Source organism: Pseudomonas sp. 13B_2.1_Bac1, assembly GCF_025466155.1.
GTDB lineage: Bacteria > Pseudomonadota > Gammaproteobacteria > Pseudomonadales > Pseudomonadaceae > Aquipseudomonas > Aquipseudomonas aylmerensis.
On record NZ_JANLOH010000053.1, the window covers coordinates 173689 to 185962 of the forward strand.

General features: G+C 62.4%; 12 protein-coding genes and 1 tRNA gene. 11 read left to right on the forward strand and 2 right to left on the reverse strand.

The window, feature by feature from the left end:
* Positions 1-9: 9 nt before the first annotated feature.
* The 8 genes from NTD80_RS13425 to NTD80_RS13460 all read left to right on the forward strand — a co-directional run bounded on the left by NTD80_RS13425 (position 10) and on the right by NTD80_RS13460 (position 7972).
* Positions 10-639 (forward strand): urea amidolyase associated protein UAAP2, encoded by a 630-nt coding sequence (locus tag NTD80_RS13425; protein WP_065899422.1) that lies wholly within the window; start codon positions 10-12, stop codon positions 637-639.
* Positions 640-898: 259 nt separating this feature from the next.
* The gene (gene uca, locus NTD80_RS13430; RefSeq protein WP_262133986.1) at positions 899-4516 is read left to right on the forward strand and encodes an urea carboxylase; all 3618 of its coding nucleotides are present in this window, start codon (positions 899-901) and stop codon (positions 4514-4516) included.
* Positions 4517-4563: 47 nt separating this feature from the next.
* The gene (locus tag NTD80_RS13435; RefSeq protein WP_262133987.1) at positions 4564-4770 is read left to right on the forward strand and encodes a cysteine-rich CWC family protein; all 207 of its coding nucleotides are present in this window, start codon (positions 4564-4566) and stop codon (positions 4768-4770) included.
* Positions 4760-5452 carry a 16S rRNA pseudouridine(516) synthase gene (locus NTD80_RS13440; RefSeq protein WP_262133988.1) on the forward strand — a complete coding sequence of 231 codons (693 nt, stop codon included), beginning with the start codon at positions 4760-4762 and terminating at the stop codon, positions 5450-5452. Before NTD80_RS13435 ends, NTD80_RS13440 begins: the two co-directional genes overlap by 11 nt.
* Before the next feature lie 304 nt (positions 5453-5756).
* Positions 5757-6641, forward strand: a complete 885-nt coding sequence (locus tag NTD80_RS13445; RefSeq protein ID WP_262133989.1) for an alpha/beta fold hydrolase — start codon at positions 5757-5759, stop codon at positions 6639-6641.
* A 208-nt stretch (positions 6642-6849) separates the two neighbouring features.
* Positions 6850-6923: transfer RNA gene (locus NTD80_RS13450), tRNA-Gly, on the forward strand.
* 198 nt (positions 6924-7121) lie between these two features.
* Positions 7122-7646 (forward strand): DUF3833 domain-containing protein, encoded by a 525-nt coding sequence (locus tag NTD80_RS13455; protein ID WP_262133990.1) that lies wholly within the window; start codon positions 7122-7124, stop codon positions 7644-7646.
* A gap of 20 nt (positions 7647-7666) precedes the next feature.
* The gene (locus NTD80_RS13460) at positions 7667-7972 is read left to right on the forward strand and encodes a DUF6482 family protein (protein WP_262133991.1); all 306 of its coding nucleotides are present in this window, start codon (positions 7667-7669) and stop codon (positions 7970-7972) included.
* A 96-nt stretch (positions 7973-8068) separates the two neighbouring features.
* Here NTD80_RS13460 and NTD80_RS13465 read toward each other — a convergent pair whose 3' ends face one another.
* Both NTD80_RS13465 and NTD80_RS13470 read right to left on the reverse strand, forming a co-directional pair.
* The gene (locus NTD80_RS13465) at positions 8069-9265 is read right to left on the reverse strand and encodes an MFS transporter (protein ID WP_262133992.1); all 1197 of its coding nucleotides are present in this window, start codon (positions 9263-9265) and stop codon (positions 8069-8071) included.
* Positions 9262-10425, reverse strand: a complete 1164-nt coding sequence (locus tag NTD80_RS13470; RefSeq protein WP_262133993.1) for an MFS transporter — start codon at positions 10423-10425, stop codon at positions 9262-9264. Before NTD80_RS13470 ends, NTD80_RS13465 begins: the two co-directional genes overlap by 4 nt.
* A gap of 95 nt (positions 10426-10520) precedes the next feature.
* Here NTD80_RS13470 and NTD80_RS13475 point away from each other — a divergent pair, with 95 nt between their 5' ends.
* The 3 genes from NTD80_RS13475 to NTD80_RS13485 all read left to right on the forward strand — a co-directional run bounded on the left by NTD80_RS13475 (position 10521) and on the right by NTD80_RS13485 (position 12199).
* A complete protein-coding gene (locus tag NTD80_RS13475) occupies positions 10521-11414 on the forward strand; it encodes a LysR family transcriptional regulator (protein WP_262133994.1) in 894 nt (297 codons plus the stop codon).
* A 186-nt stretch (positions 11415-11600) separates the two neighbouring features.
* Positions 11601-11765 carry a type II toxin-antitoxin system HicA family toxin gene (locus NTD80_RS13480; RefSeq protein ID WP_207200756.1) on the forward strand — a complete coding sequence of 55 codons (165 nt, stop codon included), beginning with the start codon at positions 11601-11603 and terminating at the stop codon, positions 11763-11765.
* A 23-nt stretch (positions 11766-11788) separates the two neighbouring features.
* A complete protein-coding gene (locus tag NTD80_RS13485; RefSeq protein ID WP_065899433.1) occupies positions 11789-12199 on the forward strand; it encodes a type II toxin-antitoxin system HicB family antitoxin in 411 nt (136 codons plus the stop codon).
* Positions 12200-12274 lie beyond the last annotated feature (75 nt).

The following is a 12274-nucleotide window of genomic DNA, read 5'->3' on the forward strand; positions in this document are numbered from 1 at the left end:
GGAGCTGCCATGTCTATCGCACTGAAACAACCGGATGCAGCGGTATACCGCGCCACCATCCCCGCCGGCGAGCCGTGGCTGATGGAGGTCAAGGCCGGGCAGACCCTGCGCATCCTCGACCTTGAGGGCAACCAGGCCGTCGACACGCTGTTCTACAGCCTCAAGAACCCACGTGAGCGCTACGACGTGCAACGCACCTTGCGTCGCCAGAACAGCGTCTACCTGGGTACCGGCAGCGTGCTGTATTCCAACCTCGGCCAGCCGATGCTGACCATCGTCGAAGACACCTGCGGGCGCCACGACACCCTCGGCGGCGCCTGCGCCCAGGAGAGCAACACCGTGCGCTACGCCCTGGAAAAACGCTACATGCACAGCTGCCGCGACAACTACCTGCGCGCCTGCGCCCACGATGGCCGGCTGGGCAAAAGCGACATCGGGCCGAACATCAATTTCTTCATGAACGTGCCGGTAACCGCCGACGGCGGGCTGACCTTCGAAGACGGGATTTCCGCCCCTGGCAAGTACGTCGACCTGCGCGCGGAGATGGACGTGATCGTGTTGATCTCCAACTGCCCGCAACTGAACAACCCGTGCAACGCCTACAACCCCACCCCTGCGGAGCTGCTGGTATGGAATTGAAAATGAGCCGGTTGCGTCAATGGTTGTTTGCCCTGTGCCAGGCCCGCGCCGGGCAGTGCCTCCACAAACGCTGAAGCCCACCCTGTGGGAGCTGGCTTGCCTGCGATAGCGGTCTATCTGCCAATAAACAAGGCGACTGATGTACCGCCATCGCGGGCAAGCCCGGCTCCCACAGTTGACCGCCATCACCTCCACAGATCTGCGCCATGGACGACCCTGGCGTGTACCCCACAAGCGGGACGGCCCGCAGGGTTTTGCCATGTTCGAAAAACTGTTGATCGCCAACCGTGGCGCCATCGCTTGCCGCATCCTGCGCACCTTGCGCGAACTGCAGGTCAAGGGCGTCGCCATCTATGCCGAAGCCGATGCGGCGAGCCTGCATATCCAACACGCCGACGAGGCCTACAGCCTCGGTGAAGGCGCCGCCGCCACGACCTACCTGGCGGTGGAAAAAATCCTCGCGACCGCCAAGGCCTGTGGTGCCAAGGCGATTCATCCGGGCTACGGGTTCCTGTCGGAAAACGCCGCCTTTGCCCAAGCCTGTGAACACGCAGGCATTGCCTTTGTCGGGCCGACGCCCGAACAGTTGCGCGTGTTCGGTCTCAAGCACACCGCCCGCGCCCTGGCCAGGCAACAGCACATCCCGCTGCTGGAAGGCACCGAGCTGCTCGACAGTCTCGACGCAGCATTGCTGGCCGCCGACACCGTCGGCTACCCGGTGATGCTGAAAAGCACCGCCGGCGGCGGCGGGATTGGCATGCGCGTGTGCCGCAGCGCGGCGCAGTTGAGCGAGTCGTTCGAGGCAGTCAAGCGCCTGGGCCAGAACAATTTCAGCGACGCCGGTGTGTTTATCGAGAAGTACATCGAGCACGCGCGTCACCTTGAAGTGCAGGTGTTCGGTGACGGTGCAGGTGACGTGATCGCCCTCGGCGTGCGCGACTGCTCCGTGCAGCGGCGCAACCAGAAAGTCCTCGAGGAAACCCCGGCGCCGAACCTGCCCGAAGGCATGGCCGAGGCCTTGTGTGCAGCCGCCATCACCCTCGCCAAGGCGGTGAATTACCGCAGCGCCGGCACCGTGGAATTTATCTTTGATAGCGCCGACGGGCGCTTCTATTTCCTCGAAGTGAACACACGCCTGCAAGTGGAACACGGCGTCACCGAGCAGGTGTGGGGCGTGGACCTGGTGCGCTGGATGGTGCAACTGGCGGCGGGTGAACTGCCGCCGTTAAGTGAGTTGGACTTAAAACCTCGGGGCCATGCGATCCAGGCGCGGCTTTACGCCGAAGACCCCGGCCGCGACTTCCAGCCGAGCCCAGGGCTGTTGACCTGTGTGGACTTCCCCGCAGGCGATGGCCTGCGCATCGACACGTGGGTCGAGGCCGGGTGTGAGATCCCGCCGTACTTCGACCCGATGATCGCCAAGCTGATCGCCTGGGCCCCGACCCGCGAACAGGCGCGCCTGGACCTGCACCAGGCCTTGAGTGACAGCCAGCTGTATGGGGTGGAAACCAACCGCGACTACCTGCGCCAGATTCTGCTCGCCGCCCCCTTCGCCAGCGGCCGGCCCTGGACGCGTTGCCTGGAAGATCTGGTCTACGTCGCCAACACCTTCGAGGTGCTCAGCGCCGGCACGCAAACCAGCGTACAGGACTATCCCGGCCGCCTCGGTTACTGGGCCGTGGGCGTGCCACCGTCAGGGCCGATGGACAGCCGCGCGCTGCGCAGGGGCAATCGCCTGCTGGGCAATGACGACGGCGCCGCCGCGCTGGAAATCACCATGAGCGGGCCGCTGCTGCGCTTCAACTGTGCGGCGGTGGTCGCGGTGACCGGCGCGGACATTCCATTGTTGTTGAATGAGCAGCCGGTGCCGATGAACACCGCGCTGCTGATCGAGGCCGGCACGGTGTTGAGCCTTGGCACCATCGCCGGCGCTGGCGCGCGCAGCTACTTGTGCCTGCGCGGCGGGCTGCAAGTACCGGACTACCTGGGCAGTAAAAGTACCTTCACCCTCGGCCAGTTCGGCGGCCATGGTGGACGGGCGTTGCGCGCCGGGGATGTGTTGCACCTGGCGCCGCTGCTGGACGCGAGTGCCGGCCAGCAGTGCCTCGCCGAACCGCTGCCGCAGGTGCGCACGCTGCGAGTGATTTATGGCCCCCACGGCGCGCCGGAATATTTCCTGCCGGAGTACATCGACACCTTCTTTGCCACGCCGTGGGAAGTGCATTTCAACTCCAGCCGTACCGGCGTGCGATTGATCGGGCCCAAGCCATCGTGGGCACGCACGGACGGCGGGGAGGCGGGGCTGCATCCGTCGAATATCCACGACAATCCCTATGCCATTGGCGCGGTGGATTTCACCGGCGACATGCCGGTGATCCTCGGCCCGGATGGCCCGAGCCTCGGCGGTTTCGTCTGCCCGGTGACAGTGATCGAGGCGGACCTGTGGCAACTGGGGCAGCTCAAGGCCGGCGACAAGGTGCGCTTCGAGCCGGTCGACCTCAAGACCGCCCGTGAACTGGCCATGAACGAGAACCGCGTCTGCAGGAGCAAGCTTGCCAGCGATGCCGACAACTCGGTGCTTCAGGCTGACCAAGGCGCCGCCATCGCCGGCACGCCGGGCGCCTACACGTCGCCGGTGGTGCTGGATATCGGCGAGGACGACACCCGCCTGGTCGCCCGCCTCGCTGGCGACACCCATCTGCTGCTGGAAATCGGCGCCGCCGAGTTGGACCTGGTCCTGCGTTTTCGCGGCCACGCCCTGATGCAAGCCTTCGAAGCCCGTGCGCTGCACGGCGTGATCGACCTGACGCCGGGCATCCGCTCCCTGCAGATCCACTACCAGCCCGAACAACTGCCCCTGGCGGATCTGCTGGCACTGATCGCCAGCGAGTGGAGCGCCGTGTGCGCCCGGCAAAACCTGCAGGTGCCGTCGCGCATCGTGCACTTGCCGTTGTCCTGGGACGACCCGGCGTGCCAGCTGGCCATCGAAAAATACATGACCACGGTGCGCAAGGACGCGCCCTGGTGCCCGAGCAACCTGGAGTTCATCCGCCGTATCAACGACCTGGCCAACCTCGATGAGGTGCGCCACACCGTGTTCGAGGCGAGCTACCTGGTCATGGGCCTGGGCGATGTCTACCTCGGCGCACCAGTGGCCACGCCGCTCGACCCGCGCCACCGGCTGGTGACCACCAAGTACAACCCGGCGCGCACCTGGACCGCCGAGAACTCGGTGGGCATCGGCGGCGCCTACTTGTGCGTGTACGGCATGGAAGGCCCCGGCGGTTATCAGTTTGTCGGGCGCACGCTGCAGATGTGGAACCGCTATCGAGAGGTAGCGGCGTTCGATGGCAAGCCATGGCTGCTAAGGTTTTTCGACCAGATTCGCTTCTACCCGGTGAGCGCGCAGGAACTGCTGCAGATTCGGCGGGACTTTCCCCTGGGGCGCTTTGAGCTGAGCATCGAAGACAGCACGTTGAACCTGGCGGATTACCAGGCATTTCTCGCGCAGGAAGCACCCACGATCGATGCCTTTCGTGAGCACCAGCAGCACGCTTTCAACGCCGAGCGCGAACGCTGGATCGCCAGCGGCCAGGCGCACTTCGACAGTGAAGAGTCGGCGCCGCCGCTGGCGCAGGACTCACCGTTGCAAGCCAATGAGTACAGCATCGACAGCCATATCGCCGGCAATCTCTGGCAAGTCCAGGTGACCACGGGTGAGCGCGTGGCGGCCGGCGATGTGCTGGTGGTCCTGGAGTCGATGAAAATGGAGATCCCGGTGCTGGCGCCGTTTGCCGGGGTGGTGCGCAAGATTCCAGTACAGCCGGGCAGCAGCATCGGTGCCGGACAGCGGGTCGTCGTGCTGGAACGCGACTGAACGGCGCTGTATCGTGCAGGGACTTCCGAGGCCCTGCCCCACCGACCATGACCACGCCAACCCTTTGCCCTGCCTGCGGTGCCCGCAACGACTGCGCCCTGGCCGACCCACGTACCGCCGATCAGCCGTGCTGGTGCTATAGCGTCACCATCGACCCGGCGGTACTTGAAGCGCTGCCCGATGAACTGCGCAACAAGGCCTGCCTGTGCCCACGATGCGCACAGGTCGATGAACAGATTCGCCATGCGCGTTGACCGTTTCCTCAGCAATCTGCCGCGTTTCAATCGCCAGCAAGTGCGGGTGTTGCTGGTCGAGCGGCGAGTCAGCGTTGATGGTGTCGCCGTCAGTGATCCTCACCATGAAGTACGCGAATTCAGCCGCGTGTGCGTGGACGCTGAAGTGTTGCAGGCAGGGCGCGCGGCGCGTTACTTCATGCTGCACAAACCCCAGGGGTGCGTGAGTGCTACCTCGGACCCGCAACACCGTACGGTCCTGGACCTGTTGGATGAGCCGGACAAAGACGAGCTGCACATCGCCGGTCGTCTGGATTTCAACACCACGGGCCTGATGCTGATCACCAACGATGGCCAGTGGTCACGGCGCCTGACGCAACCGCAGACCAAGCTGCCCAAGGTCTATCTCGTGCAGACCGAGCAGGACATCGGCCCACACTACGCGGCTACCTTTACGGCGGGCGTGTATTTCGCGTTTGAAGACCTGACCACGCAACCCGCCGATCTGCAATTGCTGGGGCCCAGGACCGCACGCCTGAGCATCGTCGAAGGCCGCTATCACCAGGTGAAGCGCATGTTCGGGCATTTCAACAACAAAGTGACGGGCTTGCACCGGGAGCGGATGGGCCCGTTGGTGTTGGACCTGAGCCTGGCGCCGGGCGAGTATCGGGCGTTGTCCGAGGAAGAAATCCGGCAGGTCTGACGACCGTTCAGCCGGTGATGGCAAAAAACCCGTCTGCCGGCTTGCGAGCTGGCCACTCGACTGCTTGAATCAAACCGTCAGCCAAATTATGACTGGCGAGTCGCCTATAACCTCCAAGAAACACCTTGCCCCGCCCGCGCTTGATCTACGGGCCTCCCAGGCAAACAGCCCGCCATAACAACACCCGTCGGCCAGCCGTCATCGGATCGACATGGGCCCTCATTTTCCAGGCGTATGCCTACCTGTCACAAAGCTCGTGCAGAGTCATCTGCGCGCCCTACCCGCTTGCCAGGAGTCTTACGACATGAGGCCAGAAATCGCTGTGCTGGATATACAGGGTCAGTATCGGGTTTACACGGAGTTCTATCGCGCGGACGCTGCTGAAAAGACCATCATCCTGGTCAACGGCTCCATGGCCACCACGGCATCCTTCGCCCAAACCGTGAAAAGCCTGTACCCGCAATTCAATGTGGTTTTGTACGACCAGCCCTACGCCGGTCGCTCCAAGATCCATAATCGCCATGAGCACATGCTGACGAAAGAAGTCGAAGGCCAGATCCTGCTGGAACTGATCGACCACTTCGCGGCCGAGCACGTGCTGTCCTTTTCCTGGGGCGGCGCCGCGGCCCTGGTCGCCCTCGCTCACCGCCCGCGCCGCGTGGAAAAGGCCGTGATCAGCTCGTTCTCCCCGGTGATTAACGCGCCGATGCGCGACTATCTGGAGCGTGGTGTCGACTACCTCGGCAACCTCGATCGCCACAGCGTCGGCCACCTGGTCAACAGCACCATCGGCAAACACTTGCCGTCCCTGTTCAAGCGTTTCAACTACAAGCATGTGAGCAGCCTGGCCGAGCACGAGTACGGGCAGATGCACTTTCACATCAGCCAGGTGCTGCACAGTGACCGCCTGTGCTACCTCAAGGCCGCACGGCAGATCGACGTACCAGTGCTGTTCTTGAACGGCGAGTGGGACGAATACACCAGCGCCGACGACGCCAGGCAGTTCGGGCAGTACGTGACGAACAGCAGCTTCAGCACCATCCAGGCGACCGGGCACTTCCTGGACATGGAGCACAAGGCGGCGTGCCGGGACAGTCGTGCGGCGGTGGTGGGCTTTCTCAAACCCGAGCGGCAGGTCAACCGATTGCGCTATCACCAGGGCCAGACCCAGCATGCCTTCGCCATCTGAAATACGCTCGCCAGCGTGCCTAGGCACTGGCTTGCCCGCGATAGCCTGACCTCCAAGGTCCATCTATCGCGGGCAAACCCAGCCCTTACGCACGCTCGCGCCACAACGAGATCAGTTTGCTGCCTCGCCTGGCGCACGCAACCCACACATTTTTCGAAGAAAAACTTCAAATCCCGACGTACATCTGGTACAAAGTCAGCCGCTCTGAGCGGGTATAGTTTAATGGTAGAACAGTAGCTTCCCAAGCTTCCGACGAGGGTTCGATTCCCTCTACCCGCTCCACTCAGATTTTGCGCCCACGTCAGGATGGTTCTGACGGGGGAGGCCTAAAAAAACCGGTCCTTGGTGGCCGGTTTTTTTATGGGCGGGATTTGTGCTACTCGTCAGTCGCCTCGCACAAACATGTACAAATCAATATTTTTGTACAAGTATCAATCCTGAGCGATGGCACTACGCCGCGCACCTTCATGGAGCCGGACAATGACGCGTCTATGGATTTCATTGTTGCTGGTGTTGAGTTTGAGCAGTTGCGGCAACGTGGGGGTCGATCACTATGCCGGCCAGCAACCGCAGTTGGACCTGAAGCGTTTCTTCAGCAAGCCCGTGAAAGCCTGGGGCATTTTCCAGAAGCGTTCGGGTGAAGTCGCCAAGCGCTTTGAGGTGAATATCGCCAGCCGGCGCGAGGGCGATGCGTTGATTCTCGACGAGCGGTTTCTCTACAGCGACGGCACGCGTCAGCAACGAATCTGGACGCTGACCCCGGACGGCCCGGGACGCTGGCGCGGGCGGGCGGGAGACGTGGTCGGCGAAGCTATCGGCGAGGTGGCAGGCAACGCACTGCGATGGCGCTACCGTCTCAATCTACCGGTGGATGGCTCCGTCTACGAAGTCAGCTTTGACGACTGGATGTACCTGATGGACGAGGACACCCTGATCAACCGCTCGAGCATGTCCAAGTTTGGTGTCGAGTGGGGTCAGGTCACTTTGTTCTTTCGTCGCCAATGACCCTGAAGCGAGGCTCAATCATGAATCTGCAACAACTGGCCGAACTGGCTGGGAAAGGCGAAATACGTGAGCTGGAATTGTTGTCGCTGGAAGGCGGTTTCTATATCGCTCGCGTGAGACTGGATGACGTCGAGATGACGTTACTGGACGATAGCGGGAAGCCGATGCGCATCGGCTCCACCACGCATTTGCGCGATCTGTTGCAAAGGGTTCCGCCGTTTCCGTGTGTACTGGTGCAGCACTGCGTTCATGACGAGATGTGCGGTACGCGCGAGGGACCGATCGGGGCGTTGCGCATTCCGTTTTCGCTGGCGGCGACACTTTGAATCCTGGCTCCATCCGTTGATGAAGCGCGAACGCTACAACCCAGGAGGCCCAAGTCATGACGTAGGACGGAACTGAGTTTCACCTGCGAAAAGCGATCATCGTTCGTTCCTGTCCACTCCCCGCTGCACTACCCACGCCAGCGGCAACGTCGCACACAAGACTCCTGCCAGCACCATCACCGCCACCGGCACACCCAGCGCGTCCCCCACGCCGCCAAACACCACCGGTGCGAGCGCCCCGCCGCCGATTGTGCCGGTGTAGAACAGCGCAAACGCTTGCTCGCGCTTGCCCGCGCCGGCCAGGTCCGGCACCGCGCCGTAGAGCACCGAAGACGTGCCGTTGAGCGCCAACCCCAGCAGCGGCAACATCACCATCAACCCGGTCAGCGGCAGGTATACGGCGGCAACGATCAGCAGCGCGGTGCTGGTTTCGGTGATCCATACGGTCTTCATCATGCCTATGCGTGCACCGAGATAACCGCACAGCAATTTGCCGAAGGCGCCACCGATAAACAGCATCGTCAGCGCCAGGCCGATGCCGGCGGTACCGGCGCCCTTGGCTTGCAGCAGGAACGGTAGAAACGTGAGAAAGCCCATGCGCACGGCACTGTCGAGCGTGCCGGTGAGGATCAATGCGCGCAGGCCAGTGACGGAGCCGACGCCCTTGAGCGGCTTGGCTTTTTTGCTGACGGTGGATTCGCAGGCTTGAGTAGGAATAAGCCACCACAACAGCCCCGCCGCCGCCAGGCCAATCAGCCCCAGCAGTGTGGCGCTCGCTCGCCAACTGATGACGGTAAGCAGCAGGCCGATCAGCCCCGGGATCAGGGTTTTGCCGATGTCGCCGGAGAAATTGTACTGGGACAGCGCCTGCTTGACCCCGCCCCCGTCCTCATAGGCGTCGGTGATCATCGAGGATGCCAGCGGATGCTGAGTGCTGGCGCCCAAGCCGCCCAGCAACAGCGCCACCAGCAGCAGCGTCAATCCGGTCGCCTGCCCCACCAACAGGTAGGCACACCCTGCCAACGCCGTCCCCCCCACCAGCAGCGGTACGCGACCCCAGCGTTTGGCGGCGCGGCTGGCCAGCAATTGGAACACCGCCATCATCCCGGAATAGGCGCCGCGTAAAAGGCCGATCTGCGCGTAGGACAAGGCGAACTGAGCTTGCCAAATAGGCAGCAGCACGTAGATGGCGTCGGTGAGTCCATCGTGGATGGCGTGAGCGCTGCAACCGGCGAACAGCACGCGACGACGAGTGGATATTTCAGACGCAGGCACAGCGACGGTGTCGTTCATGAGGTAGGAATCAGCTCGGATTTAGGCGGCTTCCAGCCGGTCAAGGCGATCAGCAACGTCAGTAGTTGGAAACCGATGATCAGCGTCACGCAGCCCGCCCAGCCCCAGCGTTCCCAGATCAAGGCCGGCACGATGGCGCCGCAACTGCCGCCGAGGTAGTAACAGGTGAGATACAGCCCCACAGCGCGTGCCTTGTTGCCATCGGCGGTGGCGCTGATGTAGGCATTTGCGGCGGCCTGTGCGAGGAACACGCCGGTGGAACTGAGCGCCAGGCCCACCACGATGCACCACAGCGACGACGTCAGGGTCAGCGCCGAGCCACTGACGCCGAGCACCGCAGCGACCGTCAGCAGCTCGGTGTGCGGACGGGCTTTGCTGAGACGCCCGGCGATGGGGATCACGATCAACGCCAACAGGAACACCATATACAGCGTGCCCAACGCTGCAGGCCCGAGATTGAAAGGCGGTAAGCCAAGGTACAAACCTGCGTAGGTAAACGCCGCGACTTGCGAGAACAACACGCAGAAACCTACGGCGTAAGCGGCGAGCAAAGGCAGGCGAAACACCCCCGATGAAGAGGCTTTGACCGCGACCGTCCTCGCGCGGTTGGGCGGTAGCAGAAACTGGATAAACCCGCCGACCATCAAACTCAGGGCCGCGAGCAATTCAAAGGCTTCGCGCCAGCCCACGTACTCGGTCATCACCCCGGTGACAAAGCGCCCGGCGAACCCGCCCAACACGGTGCCCGCGACATACAGGCTGGTGACTTCAGTCACTGTGCCGCCACTCCAGCGATCGCCGATATAAGCCACGCTGGTGGCGAACACCACCGGGATCAACATGCCCTCGACAAAGCGCCACACCAACACTTCGGCGAAACTGTCGGCATAGGCTGTCATCAACGCCGGCACCGCCAGCAACAACGCAGCCACGGCGATCACGCTGCGCTGCTGGAAACGCCCGGTCAGGCGGCTGACGAAAGGGGCCGTGATCGCCACCGCCAGGGTGGTCACGGTGATGCTCCACCCTGCCGCCTTGGCGCTGATATGAAACTGCGCGGCAAAGGTCTGCAGAATGCTCTGGGTTGCATAGAGGTTGAGAAACGCCGCGCAGCCACACAAGAACAGGGCAAGGCGGGCACAATGCAGGCGCGGTTTCATGAAACCTCTCGTTTTATTTTGTAACGCCTTTATAGAATGAGCGGCATGATCGTGACCAATACCGATTTCCGACCGATCAATACCCAAGGATCAGGATGCTCGACCTACGCAAGCTGCGTTACTTTCTGACGGTCGCCGAAGAATTGCACTTCGGCCGCGCCGCCTTGCGCCTGCACTTGGCGCAGCCACCGTTGACCCGGCAGATCTCGGCGCTGGAAACCGAGTTGGGGTTCAAGCTGTTTGATCGCACCAGCCGAACGGTGACCCTCACTGCCCAGGGCCGCGCGTTTTTACCCTACGCCCGTGGCGTACTCGAACAGGTGGAACTCGCGCAGGTGATCGCCACCAAACTCGCGGCGGGCACTGCCGGGCAGCTGACATTGGGTTACGTCAGCTCGATTGCCCTCTCGGATTTGTTCAGCCAGACCATCCAGGCCTTTGCCCAGCGCTTTGCCGATGTGCAATTGACGCTGGTGGAATGCGCTTCCGGCAGCCTCGGAGCGCAGGTGGCGGACGGGCGGCTGGATATCGGCCTGAGCCGGTTGTTGCCGCAAAACGAGCAGGTGCAGGCACTGTCGCTGGGTCAGGAGCCGTTGGTGGCCGCAGTGTCCAGCGACAGCCCGCTGGCCCAGCAGGCGCACATCAGCCTGGCCCAACTGAGCACCTATCCCCTGATCCTGTTTCCCGCCGACTACGGTTCGGGACTGAACCAGTCCATCGAGCAGCTTTACCGCCACCACGGCGTGCCGCTGCGGGCCGGGCCGACCGGGCGACAGATCACCTCGATCATCGCGCTGGTCGCGGCCGGGCAAGGGGTCGCTCTGGTGCCGGCCTGTACCCGCAGCTTGATGAACAAGGGCGTCACCTATCGGCCCTTGGTGGAAGCGGATGCGTGCGCACCGTTGCTGGTGCTGACCCCCACACACAGACACAGTGTGTTGGTCGACGCGTTCCTCGCCGTGATCGCAGAGGTAATGCCGTCTCGCTGACGCATTCGCAAAACCCCGCAATACCTCTTCCAAACGCCCTTCCTGCGCGGTCATACACTCCAGATACCGCCTACCGAAACACTGGTCGCCGACCGCTGGTAGGTATAGTGTTGATAATTTATTTTCCGTGGTTATAGTCACCACCAACACACACCACAAGGAGGTGCTGTAGATAGCCGATATTTGATGGGGCACATCGTTGCCGATGGCTGGTACTTGGTCCGCATCAGGGGCAGTCATCATCACTTCAGGCACCCGACCAAACCGGGGCTGGTAACGATTCCTCATCCAAAGAAGGACCTGCTGGACAAGACCGCCAAGAGCATTCTCAAACAAGCTCTGCTGAGTTAAGCCGTCCCTGGAGGACAACGAACATGCTGTATCCCATCGCAATTTCAACCGGCGACCAAGACCATGCCTGGGGCGTGGAAGTCCCGGATATTCCTGGCTGCTTCTCGGCCGGCGACGACCTCGATGACGCCATGGCCATGGCGCGTGAAGCCATTGAAGGACACTTCGAGATCCTTGCCGAAGACGGTGCGCCGATCCCCAGCGCACAGAAAGTCACCGTGCATGCAGCCAACCCACAGTACGCCGGCTGCACCTGGGCGGTGGTGGACATTGACGTCACCAAGTACCTGGGCAAGGCGCAAAAGCTCAACATCACCTTGCCGGGCTATTTGCTCAACCGCATCGATGAATACGTGCTGCATCACCCCGAGGAAAAAAGCCGCTCGGGTTTCCTCGCGTCGGCGGCGCTCAAAGTGCTGCAGCAAGAGCACTGACCGGCCTGAATTCAACCGCAAGAAACGAAGTTTTCAGTGGAGCGGGCTGCGCTAGATTGAACCCATACCCGCCCA

Excerpts from the sequence above, each read along its gene's own strand:
- uca (WP_262133986.1), top strand. The coding sequence starts at position 899 with ATGTTCGAAAAACTGTTGATCGCCAACCGTGGCGCCATCGCTTGCCGC.
- NTD80_RS13485 (WP_065899433.1), top strand. The coding sequence starts at position 11,789 with ATGCTGTATCCCATCGCAATTTCAACCGGCGACCAAGACCATGCCTGG.
- NTD80_RS13465 (WP_262133992.1), bottom strand. The coding sequence starts at position 9,265 with ATGAACGACACCGTCGCTGTGCCTGCGTCTGAAATATCCACTCGTCGT.
- NTD80_RS13475 (WP_262133994.1), top strand. The coding sequence starts at position 10,521 with ATGCTCGACCTACGCAAGCTGCGTTACTTTCTGACGGTCGCCGAAGAA.
- NTD80_RS13455 (WP_262133990.1), top strand. The coding sequence starts at position 7,122 with ATGACGCGTCTATGGATTTCATTGTTGCTGGTGTTGAGTTTGAGCAGT.
- NTD80_RS13440 (WP_262133988.1), top strand. The coding sequence starts at position 4,760 with ATGCGCGTTGACCGTTTCCTCAGCAATCTGCCGCGTTTCAATCGCCAG.
- NTD80_RS13425 (WP_065899422.1), top strand. The coding sequence starts at position 10 with ATGTCTATCGCACTGAAACAACCGGATGCAGCGGTATACCGCGCCACC.
- NTD80_RS13435 (WP_262133987.1), top strand. The coding sequence starts at position 4,564 with ATGACCACGCCAACCCTTTGCCCTGCCTGCGGTGCCCGCAACGACTGC.
- NTD80_RS13470 (WP_262133993.1), bottom strand. The coding sequence starts at position 10,425 with ATGAAACCGCGCCTGCATTGTGCCCGCCTTGCCCTGTTCTTGTGTGGC.
- NTD80_RS13460 (WP_262133991.1), top strand. The coding sequence starts at position 7,667 with ATGAATCTGCAACAACTGGCCGAACTGGCTGGGAAAGGCGAAATACGT.
- NTD80_RS13445 (WP_262133989.1), top strand. The coding sequence starts at position 5,757 with ATGAGGCCAGAAATCGCTGTGCTGGATATACAGGGTCAGTATCGGGTT.
- NTD80_RS13480 (WP_207200756.1), top strand. The coding sequence starts at position 11,601 with ATGGGGCACATCGTTGCCGATGGCTGGTACTTGGTCCGCATCAGGGGC.